The organism is Ruegeria sp. BB10 (assembly GCF_056535725.1).
This window is the reverse complement of record NZ_JBQFIW010000001.1, coordinates 432,933-449,498: the sequence shown is the minus strand read 5'-3', so window position 1 is coordinate 449,498 and position 16,566 is coordinate 432,933. Positions and strand designations below refer to the sequence as shown.

At 54.3% G+C, this 16,566-nt stretch carries 19 protein-coding genes and 1 pseudogene; 4 read left to right on the top strand and 16 right to left on the bottom strand.

Features of this window, described 5'->3' with window-relative positions; genetic code table 11:
• Positions 1-364: 364 nt before the first annotated feature.
• The 5 genes and pseudogenes from ACR3EP_RS02290 to ACR3EP_RS02270 form a co-directional block, all read right to left on the bottom strand.
• On the bottom strand, positions 365-871 hold the full coding sequence (locus ACR3EP_RS02290) for a tetratricopeptide repeat protein (RefSeq protein WP_480636124.1): 507 nt from the start codon (positions 869-871) through the stop codon (positions 365-367).
• 176 nt (positions 872-1,047) lie between these two features.
• Complete coding sequence (locus ACR3EP_RS02285; RefSeq protein WP_480636123.1) at positions 1,048-1,299, bottom strand: hypothetical protein; 252 nt, start codon at positions 1,297-1,299, stop codon at positions 1,048-1,050.
• Between the two features lie 150 nt (positions 1,300-1,449).
• Positions 1,450-1,896, bottom strand: a complete 447-nt coding sequence (locus ACR3EP_RS02280; RefSeq protein ID WP_480636121.1) for an adenylate/guanylate cyclase domain-containing protein — start codon at positions 1,894-1,896, stop codon at positions 1,450-1,452.
• Positions 1,897-2,208: 312 nt separating this feature from the next.
• Positions 2,209-2,915 (bottom strand): annotated as a pseudogene (locus tag ACR3EP_RS02275) (IS6 family transposase).
• 70 nt (positions 2,916-2,985) lie between these two features.
• The gene (locus tag ACR3EP_RS02270; protein WP_480636120.1) at positions 2,986-3,657 is read right to left on the bottom strand and encodes a GntR family transcriptional regulator; all 672 of its coding nucleotides are present in this window, start codon (positions 3,655-3,657) and stop codon (positions 2,986-2,988) included.
• A gap of 115 nt (positions 3,658-3,772) precedes the next feature.
• Here ACR3EP_RS02270 and ACR3EP_RS02265 point away from each other — a divergent pair, with 115 nt between their 5' ends.
• The 4 genes from ACR3EP_RS02265 to ACR3EP_RS02250 all read left to right on the top strand — a co-directional run bounded on the left by ACR3EP_RS02265 (position 3,773) and on the right by ACR3EP_RS02250 (position 7,822).
• Positions 3,773-4,771 carry a TRAP transporter substrate-binding protein gene (locus ACR3EP_RS02265; RefSeq protein ID WP_010437266.1) on the top strand — a complete coding sequence of 333 codons (999 nt, stop codon included), beginning with the start codon at positions 3,773-3,775 and terminating at the stop codon, positions 4,769-4,771.
• Between the two features lie 78 nt (positions 4,772-4,849).
• Positions 4,850-5,335 (top strand): TRAP transporter small permease, encoded by a 486-nt coding sequence (locus ACR3EP_RS02260; RefSeq protein ID WP_480636118.1) that lies wholly within the window; start codon positions 4,850-4,852, stop codon positions 5,333-5,335.
• 10 nt (positions 5,336-5,345) lie between these two features.
• Complete coding sequence (locus tag ACR3EP_RS02255) at positions 5,346-6,629, top strand: TRAP transporter large permease (RefSeq protein WP_480636116.1); 1,284 nt, start codon at positions 5,346-5,348, stop codon at positions 6,627-6,629.
• A gap of 47 nt (positions 6,630-6,676) precedes the next feature.
• Positions 6,677-7,822: an alpha-hydroxy acid oxidase gene (locus ACR3EP_RS02250; protein ID WP_480636114.1), complete on the top strand. Its 1,146-nt coding sequence runs from the start codon at positions 6,677-6,679 to the stop codon at positions 7,820-7,822.
• 24 nt (positions 7,823-7,846) lie between these two features.
• Here ACR3EP_RS02250 and ACR3EP_RS02245 read toward each other — a convergent pair whose 3' ends face one another.
• The 11 genes from ACR3EP_RS02245 to ACR3EP_RS02195 are packed head-to-tail and all read right to left on the bottom strand — an operon-like array spanning position 7,847 to position 16,545.
• Positions 7,847-8,260, bottom strand: a complete 414-nt coding sequence (locus tag ACR3EP_RS02245; protein ID WP_480636113.1) for a methylglyoxal synthase — start codon at positions 8,258-8,260, stop codon at positions 7,847-7,849.
• A complete protein-coding gene (locus tag ACR3EP_RS02240; protein ID WP_010437260.1) occupies positions 8,241-8,759 on the bottom strand; it encodes a 2,4'-dihydroxyacetophenone dioxygenase family protein in 519 nt (172 codons plus the stop codon). Before ACR3EP_RS02240 ends, ACR3EP_RS02245 begins: the two co-directional genes overlap by 20 nt.
• 9 nt (positions 8,760-8,768) lie before the next feature.
• Positions 8,769-9,470 carry an SDR family NAD(P)-dependent oxidoreductase gene (locus ACR3EP_RS02235; RefSeq protein WP_480636111.1) on the bottom strand — a complete coding sequence of 234 codons (702 nt, stop codon included), beginning with the start codon at positions 9,468-9,470 and terminating at the stop codon, positions 8,769-8,771.
• Positions 9,467-10,093, bottom strand: a complete 627-nt coding sequence (locus ACR3EP_RS02230) for a 2-dehydro-3-deoxy-6-phosphogalactonate aldolase (RefSeq protein WP_480636110.1) — start codon at positions 10,091-10,093, stop codon at positions 9,467-9,469. The genes ACR3EP_RS02235 and ACR3EP_RS02230 overlap by 4 nt, the downstream gene beginning before the upstream one ends.
• Positions 10,090-11,010: a 2-dehydro-3-deoxygalactonokinase gene (locus ACR3EP_RS02225; RefSeq protein ID WP_170548120.1), complete on the bottom strand. Its 921-nt coding sequence runs from the start codon at positions 11,008-11,010 to the stop codon at positions 10,090-10,092. Before ACR3EP_RS02225 ends, ACR3EP_RS02230 begins: the two co-directional genes overlap by 4 nt.
• Complete coding sequence (locus ACR3EP_RS02220; RefSeq protein ID WP_108861947.1) at positions 10,991-11,680, bottom strand: RraA family protein; 690 nt, start codon at positions 11,678-11,680, stop codon at positions 10,991-10,993. The genes ACR3EP_RS02225 and ACR3EP_RS02220 overlap by 20 nt, the downstream gene beginning before the upstream one ends.
• A 12-nt stretch (positions 11,681-11,692) precedes the next feature.
• Entirely contained in the window at positions 11,693-12,724 is a 1,032-nt protein-coding gene (locus ACR3EP_RS02215) for a C-terminal binding protein (RefSeq protein ID WP_170378467.1), read from the bottom strand.
• The gene (locus tag ACR3EP_RS02210; RefSeq protein ID WP_108861949.1) at positions 12,717-13,211 is read right to left on the bottom strand and encodes a lactoylglutathione lyase family protein; all 495 of its coding nucleotides are present in this window, start codon (positions 13,209-13,211) and stop codon (positions 12,717-12,719) included. The genes ACR3EP_RS02215 and ACR3EP_RS02210 overlap by 8 nt, the downstream gene beginning before the upstream one ends.
• Before the next feature lie 22 nt (positions 13,212-13,233).
• Positions 13,234-14,022, bottom strand: a complete 789-nt coding sequence (locus ACR3EP_RS02205) for an SDR family NAD(P)-dependent oxidoreductase (protein ID WP_480636108.1) — start codon at positions 14,020-14,022, stop codon at positions 13,234-13,236.
• A 1-nt stretch (position 14,023) separates the two neighbouring features.
• Positions 14,024-15,025, bottom strand: coding sequence for an ABC transporter permease (locus ACR3EP_RS02200; RefSeq protein ID WP_170351637.1), 1,002 nt, complete (start codon positions 15,023-15,025; stop codon positions 14,024-14,026).
• On the bottom strand, positions 15,022-16,545 hold the full coding sequence (locus ACR3EP_RS02195; protein ID WP_480636106.1) for a sugar ABC transporter ATP-binding protein: 1,524 nt from the start codon (positions 16,543-16,545) through the stop codon (positions 15,022-15,024). The genes ACR3EP_RS02200 and ACR3EP_RS02195 overlap by 4 nt, the downstream gene beginning before the upstream one ends.
• Between the last annotated feature and the right edge of the window lie 21 nt (positions 16,546-16,566).

The following is a 16,566-nucleotide window of genomic DNA, read 5'->3' as shown; positions in this document are numbered from 1 at the left end:
ATGCCAAAAAAATGTAAGTTCTGTTTCGGCGTTCTGATACCCGGCGAACGGTAGGTAGGTCCGCTCAGGTAATCTTTTGCAGGAAAATGACGACCACATACAGTAGACCGGAATGTCAGTTTTGACCGCATAGCCGCCGTCGGTTGATCGCGCAGCAGCAGTCACTATGGGCTCGGTGCGGCCATTCGCTGCTAGTTGCTCGTACGACTGCTTTGCGGACAAAGTGGTCGTTAGACTCCGGCGATCCAAGACCTTTTCTTACACAGAGAAGACGCGTTAATCCTCAATCTTTAAGTTAGCAAATTGTGTATTCAACCAGCGAGGCGAAGTGAGGTTGTCGCCATAGCGCTCCTCAATTCGGCTTTCAATCTTTAGATATCTCGCGATCTTTGAAGTATTCAGTTTGAATGAATGTAGAAGGTCTAAAGTCCGGATCGTGAAGCAACAAATCGCGAACTGCTCGTTCAAGCTTGCAGTCATTATTCAAGTGAGTTGCGGCCGCAGTCCGATAAGCTGCCGCCCGCCGAGTGAGCCTCGCAAATTCATCCACGGTGTTAAAACAAGCCTCAAAATCATGCATGACATAGTAGGCAATTGCCTCTAGTTCGCGGCAATATTCGGGCAAAAAGGGATCAAGCATCTTTGCACGCTTTTGGTACTCAAGAGCAGTCTTTCCATCTCCGAGAAAGTTATGGAGTTCACCGGTTCGTCCGACAATGAACGCGTGATTGGGGTTTAACTCCAGAGCGCGATTGAAGTGGAACTTAGCCCGTTCAAAGTCACGAACATAGAGCGCCAAGGAACCGGCAATTCGATGGCTTTCAGCGTCCGTTTCATCCAGCTCGACAGCTAGGTTCCCTGCTTCGACCAACTCATCCCATACATCTTCACCGGTCCATTCTGCTACTGTAGCGACAGCGCACGCCCTCCACGCATGAACTCGACCATATCTTGGATCTCGTTTCAGCGCTTCGTCAAACCAATGAACTGCTTCCTGTGCATTCTCCTTTGTGACTCCACCAATCCGGTGATAGTACAAACCGCGGATTAAACATTCATAGGCTTCCGGTCACCCGGACGTTTGCGCTGTGCCGTGGCTTCCATTTGCCGTTCGATCTGGCCAGCCACACTAGCTACGATTTTAGCAACAAGGTCATCTTGGAAATCGAAAAGATCCTCCAGATTGCAATCCGCCCGCTCTGCCCAAAGCTGTTCGCCTGACACTGCATCCGTCAGATACGCGTTGATCCGTATGCGATTTCCCAGCTTGCGAACCCCGCCCTCAAGACAGAAACGCACGCCGAGTTTCTGTCCAAGTTCACGAGCGTCCGCCGCAACCCCTTTAACCCAAAACTAGTATTCCCGGAGATCGTGAGAATGTCAGGGAACCGGGACAACTCTGTAATGATGTCTTCCGTCAGGCCATCGGAAAAATACTCCTGCTCGGGATCATTGCTCATGTTCTTGAAGGGAAGCACAACAATTGAGTTGGTGGACTTTGAAGTTCCGCCACGCAGGAAGGCTACTGTCCTCGATAAGGGCGGTTCCGCAACTGTGCGTGCCAAGCTCGCCTGCAACAGCGTAGACCGTAATTGGTTCGGAAATATTTTTTAGCTTTCGGGTGCCCTTGTTCTCAAATTTTAGCTGGGCCGACCGCTTGGCGTGATCGAACACTGCATTGCTTACGAGGACCATACCCGGCTCGGCTTCAGACTCAATACGACTTGCTACATTTACCCCATCGCCAAGCAAATCGTCGCCATCTACTACGACATCGGCAAGATGGACCCCAACCCTGATTTCTAGTCCAATCTCTCGCTTGGTTACTGGTGCAGCGAGTTGAAGTTGTAAGTTGTAAGCACAGCGAACAGCCGCCACCGGGCTAGAAAACTCCAAAGAAAGCCATCACCCGCGCGGTTGAAGACCCGCCCATTGTGCGTAGACGCAACAGTTCCGATTAACTCGTTTAACAGTGTAACACGATTTATCGTGTCGACTTCATCTTCACGCATTCGAGTGGAATAACCGACAACATCAGCGGCCAAGATCGTAGACAATCTCCTATTCATATTGAAGGTTCCTTTTGCGCATAAATTTTAAGCCCTAATGCACGATTGCCCCATAGTAAGCCATTTGACTTCAAGAGTCTGCAAGGGGTGCTGTCAGACTAATTCGAACTAGTTTCAGTTTGCCGCAGAAACCGTGAAGCTATCCGGAACAAAGTTGACGCCACTCGCTAAGAGCGGCGGCGCGCGTCAGCTTGAAGGTATCTCTGCTGGCGAGCGATCTTTCCTGGTTGAAGTGGTTGTAAACGGAGGAATGGACGGAGGCGAATTTCTGTAGACTTCGCATGCGCCTGAAACGTTGCATCGCGCGTTCGCGTCGTCGAAACGGCAGGTGCGAGTTCTCGACGCGGTTGTTGAGCCACCTTCCCGTCTTTTGTGTTTCGAGCGTGCCCAGCTCTCTGAGCGCGGCTCTGTATGAGGCGAAGCGATCCGTGACGACGTTTTCCGCTTTACCGTGTCGCTTCATCAATTTCCTGAGGAATTTCAACGCGGCCTGCTTGTTTCGGCGTTTGGTGACGATTGCTTCCATCACTTCGCCCTCATGATCGACAGCCCGCCAGAGGTAGTGTCTCTTGCCATCACCTTCACGAAAACCTCGTCCACGTGCCACTTCCAATTGGAGTGTGTTCTAAATTGCTGAATACGCTTTCTTCGGGTCTCAGAAGCAAACACCGGACCAAACCTGTTCCACCAATATCGGACAGTTTCGTGGCTCACGTCGATGCCTCACTCGTGCAGCAGGTCTTCGACATTCCGAAGCGAGAGCGGGAAGCGGATGTATAACATCACCGCAAGGCGGATGATCTCTGGACCGGTCTTAAAGTAATTGAAAGAGGCAGGTCTGGTCATGGGCAAAGCTACGCAACCGCCCTGCCCCGCTCAAGCAAAGTTCTACTGACAAGACCAGATGGCAGAACAACTATGCTTGCTTCAGACCAACCAAATCGGAGTAAGAACGCTCACCGCGAGTGATTTGACGTTTGAGGGTGTTCGTTGCTGCTTTTACTTTACCCTCGTCCAATAGCGATGTGATCGCTTGATGTTCCTTGAAAGATTTCTTCGTTCGATTGGAACGTTTGGACAGGTGTGTCCGCATAGTTTGGACGATATCACTGACTTTTTGATATCCATCCCGCAGGTAACTGTTTCCGCAGGACCTTAAAAACGCGTCGTGAAACTCGGCGTCAAGTTCCAAGTACTGTTCGAATTCATCCGCTTCCTGCGCTTCCGACATCTTCGAAACAATTGTAGACAGCTCATTGATCAGAACCGAAGGGTTCTTTTCAAGCGCCTGCTCCAAAGCTGCAGATTCCAGGATTAGCCGATACTGGCAAAGCTGCACCACGTCCTCTTGAGAAAGAGAGAATACAAAGGCTCCTCGATGAGGAAAGATCTGAACGAGACCCTGAAGATTCAAAGCTGATAGAGCTTCGCGAATCGGAGTTTTGCTGATGCCCATGGCATTTGACAACTTCACTTCCGGCAACGATTCACCCAATTGAAACGTGCCATTGATTATGCCTTTTCGGATATGCTCTTCAGCAGTTTTACTCAACGAATCCGGGCGCTTAATCGGCAAAATCTCGGTCATTTTCACTTCGTCCAATTTCGTCTTTCTAACACAATAGCACATGTAAGATTGATTTCTATATTATATCTGATATCTCAGATAATAGATCGAAAAACTAAATCCGTGGGAGGATACCTTGTTCAAGAAATCAACATTGGCGCTTGGCGTCGTCATGTCAGCCGGGCTTGCTTTTGCAGCATCCGCTGAAACAGTCATTAAGGTTGGGCATGGCGCAGCAGAAGCGTTTCATATGCATCGCGCGCTACTGAAATTTGAAGAACTGGTCGAAGCTGGCTCGAATGGTGAGATCGACGTACAGATATTCCCTTCGTCGCAGATGGGCCCTGATCGCGAAATGATCGAAGGTGTTCAAACCGGCGTTCTGGAAATGGCCATTCCTCCTTCCTCTTTCTTCGCGGGCTGGGATCCGGCTTTTGCAGTAATTGAACTGCCCTACATGTATTCCTCCAAGGACATCGCCTTTGATGTTCTTGATGGTGATGCTGGTGATGGCATGCTTGCACGGGTCGAAAACCAGGGATTGGTCGGTCTTGGCTGGCTTGAATTGGGTGTACGCAATGTGACCAACAATGTCCGCCCGGTTGCAACCCCCGCAGATCTCGAGGGTGTCAAGCTACGTACCATGAAGGTTCCGGCGCATGTGGCGACATTCGAAACGCTCGGGGCCAACCCGACGCCGATGAACTTTGGTGAGGTCTATTCTGCTCTCCAGCAAGGCGTGATCGACGGCCAGGAAAACCCACTGGCGATCATTACCTCACAGCGTTTCTACGAGGTTCAGAAATACCTTTCGACCACGGGCCATGTCTTTGCGGTCTATATGCCCGTCATCTCCAAACCGTTCTTTGACTCGCTGTCCGCAGAGCATCAGCAACTGGTCCGGGACTCGATGGCCGCCGCACGTGAATATCAGGCTGAACTGGTCGCGAGCGAAGATGCGGAACAACTGGAACAGATTCGTGCTGCTGGTGTCGAGGTTCTGGAACTGACTGCAGAGCAGCGACAGGCCTTTGCCGACAAAACCGAAAGCGTCCGTCTGCAGTATCGCGACGAGGTTGGCGCTGAAGCCTATGACGACTGGGTAGCAGCGGTTTCCGCAGCGAGCGGAAGCTGACCCTCGGACTACTCAGCCAATACGGGCACCCGCGCCATGAAAGTTCGGGTGCCCCTTTCGTTCAAGGGGAGGTGAACGGTGTCGGTTATCAAATGGATCGATATGAATGCCGAAAAGGTCTTAGCCAGTGCACTTTTGGCCGCGATTGTCTTGTTGATCTTTGGAAATGTGTTCATGCGCTACATTCTGAATGCCTCTCTTTCATGGGGCGAAGAGCTAACGCTTTGGCTGTTTGTATGGTTTGTCTGGCTAGGCGTAAGCTATGCGTTCCACACAGGCGATCATGTGCGTATCACGGTCCTGCGTGATGTCCTAAGCGAGCGCGCAAGGCTTTACGCGGATGTTGTGATCGCGCTTCTTGTCCTTGGATTTCTGATCGTTCTGACAATTGAATGCATCAAGCTTATCCGACAGCCTTTTGTCGCCAGCCAGAGTTCGGTCGTTTTGGGGCTACCGATTCCGATCCTTTATGCTTCGGCGCCGATTGGCGCGGGCCTGTCCGCGATCCGCGTCACTCAACATCTGTTCCGAACCCTGCGTCTGATCGCAGGAACCAAAGCGTGAGGAACCCGGCATGCTTGCAACAACGCTTTTCTTGACGCTCTTTGCCCTGTTGCTCTTCAGCGTGCCTATTGGCATCTGTCTGGGCTTGGCCACTATGATCGTGATGGTCTTTGTAGATGGCACACCACCCATGGTTCTTCTGGCACGGTCGGTGGTAACAGGCGCGGACTCCTTTCCTCTAATTGCCGTCCCTCTGTTCATATTGGCAGGCGACCTGATGCAACACGGCGGAATGTCTCGCCGACTGGTTGGATTTGCCAATGCGCTGATCGGTCATATCCGGGGTGGGCTGGCTTATGTGAACGTGCTCGCCTGTGTGTTTTTTGCCGCCATATCCGGCTCATCTCCTGCGACCGTAGCCGCCATCGGGTCGAACATGATCCCAGAGATGGAAAAGGTCGGCTATACGCGCAAATTCAGCGGCGCATTGACAGCATCCTCAGGAATGATCGGTGTAATGATCCCGCCAAGTATTCCCTTCATCATATATGGTGTTACTGCCGAGGTTTCGATCGGCAAACTGTTTCTTGCAGGCGTTGTTCCTGGCATCCTTTTTGCCCTCATGTTCATGTTGGTCGCTCGTGTTCTGCTGCGAAAGGACGAGGTTGTTCAGCAATCGACGACTACGTTCTCAGGCCCGGGCGTCTGGCAGAGCTTCCGGTCTTCCATCTGGGCGCTATTGGTGCCGGTAATTATCCTTGGGGGCATCTACAGCGGTATCTTCACCCCAACCGAAGCCGGTGCCGTGGCCGTAGTCTATGCCGCTTTCATCGGCATATTCGTCTATGGCGACATCACCCTCAAGGACCTGCCAGAGGTTTTGGCGGGCAGTGCAAAGACCAGCGGGACCATTCTGATATTGGTGATCATGGCGACCGCCTTTGGCAGGTTGATCACGCTCGCAAGAATCCCGACAGAGCTCGCAACAACAATCACCAGCCTGTCCGATAATCCGATCATCATTTTGTTGTTGATCAATTTGCTTTTGCTGGTGATCGGCATGTTCATGGAGACGATTTCGTCGATCATCATCATGACGCCGATCCTGCTGCCGGTTGCAACCACGCTGGGTGTCGATCCGATCGTTTTTGGTGTCATCTTGACGGTCAACCTAGCCATAGGGTTCTGCACACCGCCATTGGGTGTAAACCTGTTCGTGGCCAGCAGCATTTCGAAGGTTTCCATCGAAAGCCTCAGCCGGGCAATCCTGCCATTCTTTGCTGGCATGCTGATCTTGTTGATGTTCATCACTTATGTGCCCGCAATTTCCTTGGCCTTGCCATCCCTTTGGTGACCGGCTGAAGCCCTACTAACGTTAGACAACAACACCAGAGGACCCGGATGGATCTGGACCTATCTCACCCGTCGATAGAAGACCTTCGGCAAACCGCACAGAAGCGTATTCCGAAGTTTGCTTTCGAATACCTCGACAGCGCGACCGGCCGGGAGCTGGGGTTGAAGGTCAACCGGGACGCACTTGATGCCATCGGATTCATGCCGCGTGTACTATGCGGCCGAACACAGGCCGACCTGCAGACTACATTGATGGGTCAAACTTACGATCTGCCATTCGGGATTGCACCGGTCGGCATGTCCGGCCTGATGTGGGCAGGAGCAGAGCGAATGCTTGCCAAGGCAGCAGTCGCTCACAACATTCCGTTTTCGTTGTCCAGCGTGGCGGTTGCTTCACCGGAAGATGTGGCACCTTACATTGGCAATAACGGATGGTTTCAGCATTACCCGGTGAACTCCGGCGATCTGCGTCGCGCCATGCTGCCGAGGATTAAGGCAGCGGGATTTCATACGCTGATTGTCACGGTGGACGTTCCAGAAGAGAGTCGGCGCGAACGACAACGCCGCGCCAATCTGACGGTGCCTCCAAAAGCTGACCTGCGCACGCTGACAGAAATGGCATCACGACCCGCCTGGTGCCTTGCACATCTGCGCGAGGGCATCATGCCACGTATGCGGTTCTTTGACGATTACGTCCCGACCCGCGGGCGAGAAAGCTTTACCCATGCAGGCGCTCTGATCCGTGGGATTCCAGATTGGGACTACCTGCGCGAACTGCGGCGGGAATGGGAGGGTCACCTGATCGTCAAGGGTGTTTTGCGGCCGGAGGACGCGCAAAAAATGGTGGCCGAGGGCGTGGATTGCATCTGGGTCTCAAACCACTCCGGGCGTCAATTCGAAGCCGGACCCGCTGTGATTGACCAACTCCCGAACATCCGCGAGGCGGTCGGTATAGATGTGCCACTGATCTACGACTCTGGCGTTGCCTGGGGATTGGACATCATGCGTGCCCTGGCGAAAGGTGCAGATTTCGTCATGGTCGGGCGCGCCTTTCAATATGCTGTTGCAGCGTTCGGAGCACGAGGGATCGACCATCTCGTTCACATCCTGAAAGCTGACATTGAGGCCAACATGAGCCAGCTTGGTAGCGAAAACCTCGGCAGTCTGGCAGAGCACCTTTTGAAAACCAGCTGATCGGCGCTTGCGGCGCGTGGCGTATCACGCAGGCGCGTTTTCATCCTCGTCAATCAGCCCCTTGACGATCAGATCCGCAGTTGAGCGCGAACATGCCATTGGCAGATTATATACCGTTGCGAGACGGGTCAGAGCCTTAACGTCGACGTCATGTGGCATGGGTGAGAGAGGGTCGACAAAGAAAATCAATGCATCCAGTTTCTCTTCGCAGATCATGGCGCCGATCTGTTGGTCGCCTCCGAGTGGTCCACTTTTCAGGCAGGTCACATCCAGTTCTGGATAGGCTTGCTTAATGCGACTACCGGTAGTCCCAGTCGAAAAGATTTGTACTCTGGACAGGCGGGCCAATTGCAGACCCACCCATTCAACGATTTCGTCCTTTCGCGCATCATGCGCTACAAGCGCGAAACGCGGCGCATCACCGGATGAATTGTTCAACGTAATCTTCTCCAAGACCGACTTCCCCGAAGTGTTTTCGGCACAGATCAATCTTGGTAAAGACATCTTCGTAGCCAGTGACCTTGCCCCACGGATCAACATAGCACATCACGCCATTGACCTGGAAATAGGTGACCATCTCTTCAACATCGTCGGGAACGACCAAAGTATGAGTCTCACCCGGCGGCTCAAAGACATATCCCCCCTCTTCCGCAACCCAATCATGTTCCAGATAATGCCAGCGCCCTTTCAGGACAAAACCGTGGACTGGCTGTGGATGGCGGTGCCGCGAAAGAACACCAGCTTTGCGCACTTTGAGAAGGTTCATCCAATAACCTTGCGAGCGGTTCAAGCAGAGCGGTCGGAACCAGACGTTCTCTGCCTGCGGAACCCATAGCCTGTCGTCTTCGCTCATGGCATTCGGGATCACGATCTCGTCTTGCGCATCCTTGGGAAACGGCAACTGATATGGCATTCGGGCGGTGTCATCGTCATTCATTGATTTTCCTCACATAGCGAGATAGCCGCCATCGACCGGATAGATTGATCCGGTCACAAAGCTGGCGTTTTCACTCAAAAGCCATTGCACAAGCGCACCGACTTCTTCGGGTTTCCCCCAGCGTTTCATAGGCGTACGCGCCATGATCCCCGCTGTTCTTTCAGGGTCTTCCCGAAGGCCCTGGGTCATCTCTGTCTCAATCCAACCCGGCGCGATGGCATTGACCCGGATTCCGTCTTCGGCCCAGCGACCTGCGAGCGCCTTGGTCAACTGTGCCACGCCGCCCTTAGAAGCGGAATACGCCGGAACCAAAGGCCCACCAAAGGTACTGAGCATAGAGGCGGTGTTGACGATGGCCCCACTCGCTTCAGCCAACAATGGATGCGCGGCAAGACAGCAGCGCATGGTGCCTGTCAGATTCACATCGAGCACCTTGGCGAAGACGTCGATGTCATATTCTTCGCCACGCAAAAGAATACCTGCGCAGTTCACCAAGGCATCGAGACCCGTGAGTTCGCCGAATACATCATTGATGGACGTCTGGTCGGTGACATCCAAGAGCTGCACCTTTAACCCGTCCTGAGGCTCGAATGCATCCATTTCGGATTGGGAGGCGGATGCGGCAATGACGGACCAACCTGCGTCTGCCAACGACCGTGCAACACCCGCACCAATCCCTCGCGTACCGCCCGTAACAAGGGCCTGTTTCATCCAAGTTCCTCCAATACATTGGTGAAGGCGCGCGCGCGCCTGCCGATATCATCCAATGTATAGCTCGGTTTGAACAGCGCGGAACCCAGCCCATATCCATCTACACCCGAGGCATGATACGACGCCATCGTATCAGGCGTTATGCCGCCCACCGCAGCGACGACTGCGTCTGCAGGCAATACGGCGCGCATTGCAGCGATGGCAGCGGGTGGCACCATTTCCGCCGGAAAGAATTTGAGGACCGATGCTCCGATATCCAACGCCGTAAAGGCCTCGGATGGGGTCATGACACCTGGACACCAATACAGACCCCGCGCGACAGCCGCGCGCCCGACGTCCGGATTCATATTGGGCGACACGATGATCCGCCCGCCTGCATCTGCGACCGCCGCAACCTGATCCGTAGTCAACACAGTGCCAGCGCCGACTATGGCTTGTGCGCCATGTTTCGCAACGATCTGCGTAATCGATTCCAGCGGGTCCGGTGAGTTGAGCGGCACTTCGATTATCCGAAACCCGGTATCGAAGAGTACATCAGAAACCGGGCGCGCATTTTCTGGTGCAAGCCCCCGCAAAATCGCAATCAGCGGGTACTCGGCAAGAGCTGCGGTGAGGTCAATCATCCGACCAACCCCGCAGCGCGAGCAATCAGAAAATGCCCTTTCGCAACGATATCATCTGGCGCGCGACGGCTTTCGAAACCAGCAGTTCGAAGCGCGATTTCGTATCGGTCGGACAAGTCGCTTCGTCCAACAACAGTGATCGTGCCGACGTCTTTTACTTCGCCGGTCGCGGCAGCAACCTCGGTCCCGATCAACAAGCCCGACAAGTAGTCGGCCGTGGCAACCTTTGGGATTTTGCCCATGAGAGGAAGCGTCCGAACATGAAAAAGGCTGTGCAGCAGGTTCGACTCACCGCTGAGGCCCGCCTTTACGCCCATCACGAATGCGTCTTCGCTGAAGGCGTCCTCCTTCATCAATGTGCCAAGGATCGTGTGTTCTTTCAGCGCCGAAAAGATCTCACCTGTCATGTAAGTCGAGAAATCCACGATCTTCCCGTCCGCAACCTGAACCCATTTGCTGTGCGTTCCCGGCATCACGAACATACCTTCACTCAAGCCAAGCGAAGATGCCCCGATGATCTGGGTCTCCTCGCCCCGCATTACGTCCGGTCCTCCAGCATGTTCTGTCGAAGCACCTGTCACAAAATGAATACGCGCTCCGTTGGCCGCTTCGTGCGGGACCAACGCTCGCGCAAGACCGCCAGCACCCAGCGGCATTTCAGCATATTGCGTTTCTACCCAGCCATTGCGGCTGGTGATCATGCCAGATGCCAGGATCGGCAGGTTAGCCTTGGCGACCCAAGGGCCGATTAGACGATCAAGGACCGCCTCAAAGGTTTGTCCCGCAACCTGCATGATACCTTCAGGCGACGAGACCCCATCGATCACGTCGCCCTCCGCACCAATTAGAAATGCACGAAACGATGAAGTGCCCCAATCTACGCCGATCAGCGCTGGTTCAGATGCGACCGAATTCATTTAGCAGATCCTCAACGGTTTTGCCTTGGGCCACCCATTTACGGGTTTCCTCCTCACGGTCAGCTTGCTCTTGAGCAAGGCGCACGGTTTCTTCTGCAATTTCCTGTGGAACCACGACGACGCCCATAAGATCAGCTACAATGAAATCTCCGGGGTTTACCACGACGCCCCCACAGGCGATTGGCACATTGATCGAAAGTTCTTCTTTACGTTCCGAGAACATCGTGTGCGTTCCGCGCGGCGTGATCGCGCGCGTCCAGATTGGCCAGTTAATGTCTTCCAACTCATCTGTGTCACGCCCAGTGCCATCTACGATCATACCCCGAATGCCACGGTTCTTGGCCAGGCCACCCATTAAACCGCCGCAGACTGACGTTTGACGATCACCACCCGCGTCCACAACGATCACGTCCCCGGGTTGTCCCATTTCAAGCGCTCGCAATGGGTCCACCAGATCACCTTTTGAAAGCTGGACCGTCACGGCCTGGCCTGTCACCTTGGCGCGGAAAGCGGGCTTGATGGCGCTGTCCATCACGCCTGTTCGGTACTGCACATCCGCAAAAATGGCAGCAGCAGAGTACGCCTCCAACACCTTGTCGAATTTTTTGAGAAGTTCCGGGTTTCTTTCAAAATCATTAAAAACCCTAAGGTCCGTGCTGACGTCTGGCATTCTTGTCTCCTGTTATGCGGTAGATACGGCCAATGCGTCGGCATTGACTGTGTAGTCGGGGTTTTGTCCTGTCAGGACCTTGGCCACTTGCGTAGCCGCGGTAACCCGCGCTGCGTGTATCGATTCCTCGGAATAGTAGGCGGCATGTGGTGTTACGAGGACGTTGGGCAGTGTGAACAACGGGTTGTCATCAGGCGTCCAGTTGGCGCGCTTTGCCGGCTCTTCTTCGGGGTCGTCGAGTCCTGCAGCGGCCAAATGGCCTTCGGTCAGCGCCCGGAACAGGGCTTTGTTGTCGACCGTTGGTCCGCGTCCAGTGTTCACGAGTATCGCACCGGGTTTCATGACCGAGAATTCGGCATCCGACAAAAAGTGATGCGTGTTCGGCGTCATCGGCGCCTGCATCAGGATATAGTCGGACCTTGCTAGCAATTCGGGCTTGCTCACCAGCTCGACCCCAATCTTCGCGGCGACTTCTCTTGGCAAATACGGGTCGTAAGCGATGACCGTAACTCCGAAAGATTGCGCCCGCGCAACGATGGCTTGCCCGATTTTACCCAGCGAAACGACACCCATCGTCCGCCCGCGCAACCGGTAGACCGGCTGCCCGCTTTGCCATTGCCAGACCCCTGCGTGAGTGGCCCGATCATAGTCAGGCAACTTGCGCGCCAGGGTCAGCCAAAGGGCAATCGCGTGATCGGCGACTTCCTCGGTGCAATAGTTTTGCACGTTGGTAACGAGGATGCCTTTTTCCGTTGCCGTGCCGACATCCACGATATCTACGCCTACGCCATAGCGCGCGATGACTTCGCAGTTCCGCATCCGCGTAATCGTTTCTTTCCCGATCCGGGCATATTGGTTCATCATCGCTGCGCAATGCGGCGCGACATCAAACAGGTCTTCCTGGCGCTTGGCCTGAAGCGCAATCACCTCGGCTCCTGCGGCTTCCAGGATTTCCGTCTCAACGGCAACATTACCAAAGTCGTAATCGGTTATCACGACCTTGGGTTTGTCCGTTCTGGGGGGAAAGTCGGCGCGATCAGTCATAAGCACCCGCCGAATAGGTCAATTCGTACGAGTGGCTGTAGAGCTCGAAGATGTTGCCAAACGGGTCTTCCATATAAACCATGCGATAAGGCTTTTCACCTGGGTAATACTTGCGCACTTGGCTCATGCGCTGGCGTCCGCCCAGGTCTTCGATAACCTTGATGCGGCCTTCCAGATCCTCGTCCTGTACGCAGAAATGAAACAAGCCACGCCGCCAGTATTCAAACGGGCGTTCTTCTTCGACGGTCTTCGGGAACTCAAACAATTCGATGCCAACACCGTCGCCCATCGACAAATGTGCGATGCGGAAGCTTCCCCAGCCTTCCCCAAATACATCGTCGCACATCTGACCGATGGCGCTTTCGTCATGCAGGATTTCAGTTGGTTCCATCAGCACGTAAAGGCCGAATGCCTTGGAATAGAACTCCACGGCTTTTTCCAGGTCGGGAACTGTGATGCCGATGTGAGAGAAAGTGAGAGCGGCCATGTAGGGCTCCTCCAGTTAGAAGTTAAAGAATGTTGCGAACGATGCCGCCTTCGATCCGGTGCGCAGAACCATTGGAGGCTGTGCTTGCTGAGATCGTGACGATCATGCGGGCGACTTCGTCTGGTTGGACAAAGCGTTGTATGAGCGATGTGGGCTCATCTGATTTGAAGTAATTGTCGACGATCGTATCGAGCGGCTCACCCTTTTGATCCGCGAGACCGTCAAAATAGGCTTCGACACCTTCGGTCCAGGTCGGACCAGGCAGGATCGAGTTAACCCGGACTTTCGTGCCCTTTGTCAGTTCTGCCATGCCGCGTGTCAGACCTAACATGGCAGTTTTAGTGACAGAATAATGCACCATCTGAGGGAGCGGTTTCACTGCCGCTTCGCTGGCCATGTTGATGATAGATCCCTTATCCCGGCCAAGCATGTCAGGCAGGAAAATTCGGCTCATCCGAACGGCGGACAGGACATTGATGTTGAAGTAGTGCATCCAGTCGTCATCCGTGAGATCCTCGAACGGTTTGACCGAGAAGATGCCGACATTATTCACAAGAACATCCACCGCCCCGCGCGCGCGGGCAAAATCCGCCAGTGTTTCTGCATCTGAGGTCTTGGTCAGGTCGGCCGCAATGCCTTCGACCTTGCCCAGAGATGACAGGTCGTCGACGCAGTCGGACACTTCCGCCTCGGTAAGGCCATGCACGATGACCCGCGCGCCTTCTTCCAGGTAGACCCGGGCAGTGGCTTTGCCGATGCCGGAACCTGAGCCAGTCACCAGGACCAGCTTATTTTTGAGCCCTAGATCCATCTCAGGCCTCCTTCTTAACGTTAGATGACTGCTGCGATGAGGGGCGACCGAATATTCGACCCATCAAGCCCGAAATTTCCGCACGCCACATATCTATGCCAACGGCCAACAGAATGATCAGGCCCAACACGATGTTCTGAACCGATGATGGCGCAGCGTTCAGGTTCAAACCGTTCTGGACGATAACGATTGTCATCGCCCCCATCAGCGTGGCGAGGATGTTGCCGCGGCCGCCTGCAAGGCTGGCCCCGCCGACAACAGCAGCGGCAATGGCCTGCAGTTCCAGCGTCTGGCCATAGTTCGGTGAACCAGAGTTGAGGCGCGCGGACATCAGGATCGCACCAACCGCAGTCATGAAACCTGCGATGACAAATGTCGTCGTCTGAACTTTACGTACGTTGATACCTGTCAGAACAGCAGCGGCTGGGTTGCCACCCACGGCATAAATCTCACGGCCGAGTTTCGTGAAGTTCATAGTGAACGCGGCAAGGACGTAGAAGAACACGAGATAGAAGAAAGGCATCGGAACGCCGAACAGCTTGCCGTAAAAGATTGGCTCCAGCGCCGGATCCAGCGAAAAGATCGGAGACCCATTGTTGAAGGTCAGCGCAAGGCCCCTGAAGGCAATCAACGCCGCCAATGTTGTGATGAAAGACGGGATACGCCCGTAGGCTGTTATCAGCCCAATGAACAGACCAAGCAATCCGCCCATGAGAAGAATGAGTGGCAACGCCAGAACCAGTGGAATGCCAACAAATTTCAACATCTGCGCAAGGATCATGGTCAGTAAAGCCACCATAGACCCGGAACTCAGATCGATGCCCGCAGCGAAGATCACGATAGTAGACCCGATTGCGATCAAGGCCACGATGCTTACCTGTAGCGACAAGTTAGAAAGGTTGCCCGGGTTCAGGAAGCGTTCCGTCGTAAGTGCCACGATCAGTGCGACGATCACCATTGCTGCAAATGGTCCGATCAACTGGGTGTCAAAGATCCGCTTCATGCGAAAGCCTCCTTAGGCTTGGATTGAGGAGTGTCGGCGGACGCGCGCACAAGGTCGTCATGAGTGAGGTCGGATGCATCGACCGTGCGCACTATCGTTCCGTGCTGCACGACGGCAATCCGATCGCTCATCGCAAGCAACTCATCATGGTCTGAACTGATCAGAATGATCGATTTTCCCGCCCGCGTGAGCCTGTTAATCAGCTTGTAAACAGCGATCTTGGCGCCGATATCGATCCCTTGCGTCGGCTCATCAAGGATCAGAATGTCCGAGGCTGAGAACAGCCAACGTGCAATCACGATCTTCTGCTGATTACCACCAGACAAGAAGTTGACCGTCTTTTCCTCAGCCTGGGTCGAGATTTCCAGATCGCGGATCAGGTCATGGGTGGCTTGCTCTTCCGCCTTGAGATTCAAAACACCGAACCGGCTTAGCCCGCCGAGGGACGCTGCGGTGACGTTCCCGCTTGCGCGGAAATTGAAGAACAACCCGTCAAACTTACGGTTCTCCGGAACAAGGGCCAATCCAGCACGGATCGCATCGATTTCCCGGCGGAAGCGAACCGATCTGCCGTTCAGTGACATCTGCCCGGCGGTAAGCTCATCTGTCCCAAATAGGGCGCGGGCAATCTCTGTGCGGCCACTGCCCAATACGCCACCCAAGCCCAGAACTTCACCCCGGTGCAACGAAAACGATACATCTTTCACGCCCGAATTGGTGGCCAGACCCGCCGCCTCCAGCACGATATCCTTGGTCGCGTTCTGCTCCTTGGGATAATGTTCACCAATGTCCTCACCGACCATTGCGCTGACAATCTCAGAGACGTTGATCTTGGTCTCGCCACTTGCGCGCACAACACAGCCGTTGCGCAAGATCGTCACCTCATCAACGATCCGTTCAACCTCATCCAGCCTGTGCGACACATAGAGAATAGCGGTGCCGCGCTCACGCATATTGCGCAGTAGCTGGTGCAGGCGCTCAATTTCATCTTCACCCAATGCCGCTGTTGGCTCATCCAGAATGATCATGCGGGCGTCCATCGCGACTGCCTTCGCGATCTCGACCAGTTGTTGCTCGCCGACCGATAGCGAGCCGGTGATGGTCTCGGGTGAAACATCGACATCCATTTCCGCCAAAACGCGAGCGGCTTCGTTGTGGACCTTGGACCAATCGATCACACCAAAGCGGGACCGAGGCATATTGCCAAGGAAGATGTTTTCGCCAACCGACAAGGTGGGCACGATCGAGAATTCCTGAAAAACTGTTGCGACGCCCAGCTCACGGGCCGCCTGCGGGTCGCTGATCGTGACCGGCTTGCCATTGTGCAGGATTTGACCGCTATCGGGTTGCTGTACGCCGGACAGAGTCTTGATCATAGTCGACTTGCCACAGCCATTTTCACCCAGCAGCCCATGAATGGAACCGGGCAAAAGCCGGATGCAGACCTTGTCATTCGCCAAAACCCCAGGATAGGCCTTGGTAATATCGACAAACTCCCAAAGGGGCGTTGCGGGTGTCATCGCGATTGCCTCGACAAAAGT